Annotated in this window: 1 protein-coding gene; it reads left to right on the forward strand. The window is 24.0% G+C overall.

What is annotated here, in order from left to right:
• Positions 1-170: 170 nt before the first annotated feature.
• Positions 171-665 (forward strand): hypothetical protein, encoded by a 495-nt coding sequence (locus Tmeso_RS15830; RefSeq protein ID WP_099192887.1) that lies wholly within the window; start codon positions 171-173, stop codon positions 663-665.
• The last annotated feature ends 99 nt before the right edge of the window (positions 666-764 follow it).

Below are 764 nucleotides of genomic sequence, written 5' to 3' on the forward strand. Positions count from 1 at the left end.
AATGTGCACTATCTGAAAAGCTAACGCTTACAAAAACTCAAATTAACGACTTTTTAGACTATTTTATATCTACACTACCTAGTTTTATCAAGGATAAACTAGCTTTTTTGTAGTGCGAAAGTTGAGTAACAGATATAATAAAGACATAAAAGAAGGAGGATAGATAAAGAATGAAAAAGTTAAAAATATATGAAGATATATTATCTATAGTTACTTTAATAGTATTTTTTATTGTATTTATATTTTACAGACATAATATTATAGCAAGCTGTATACTAGCAACTTTACTTTGGATAGAAACAATTATAACAATATTAAGAATACGCACTTTACCAAAGCCTGATTACTATATTCATAAGCCTATTATAGCTAAGTATTTTAGAGGAATTATTGGGATTATTTGTACAATAATGTTAATCAAATATATATTTATGATTAATACTAAGGAATTTAATAAAGAGTTTGATGGATTTATTATTATATTTACTCCAATGATATTAAGAAATATTTTCAGTGACGATAGAAGAATATACTTTTATGATAAAGGAATAGTATTTAATGGTGAGATATTAGAATTTGATAATATAGATTTTTTTCAATGGAAAAATGGTGAAGATTGTAAGTTTAATCTTTTCTACTATGAAAGTGCAAAAACACTTCAATAATTTTCCATTAAAATAAAACAAAAAAACATTTATGCAAAACCTTGTTATAATTAAGTTCCTACACAAAAACATAACAGGTGGTGTTGCATAAATGTTTCA

This window comes from Tepidibacter mesophilus (assembly GCF_002724055.1).
In the GTDB taxonomy this organism is placed as follows: Bacteria; Bacillota; Clostridia; order Peptostreptococcales; family Peptostreptococcaceae; genus Tepidibacter_A; species Tepidibacter_A mesophilus.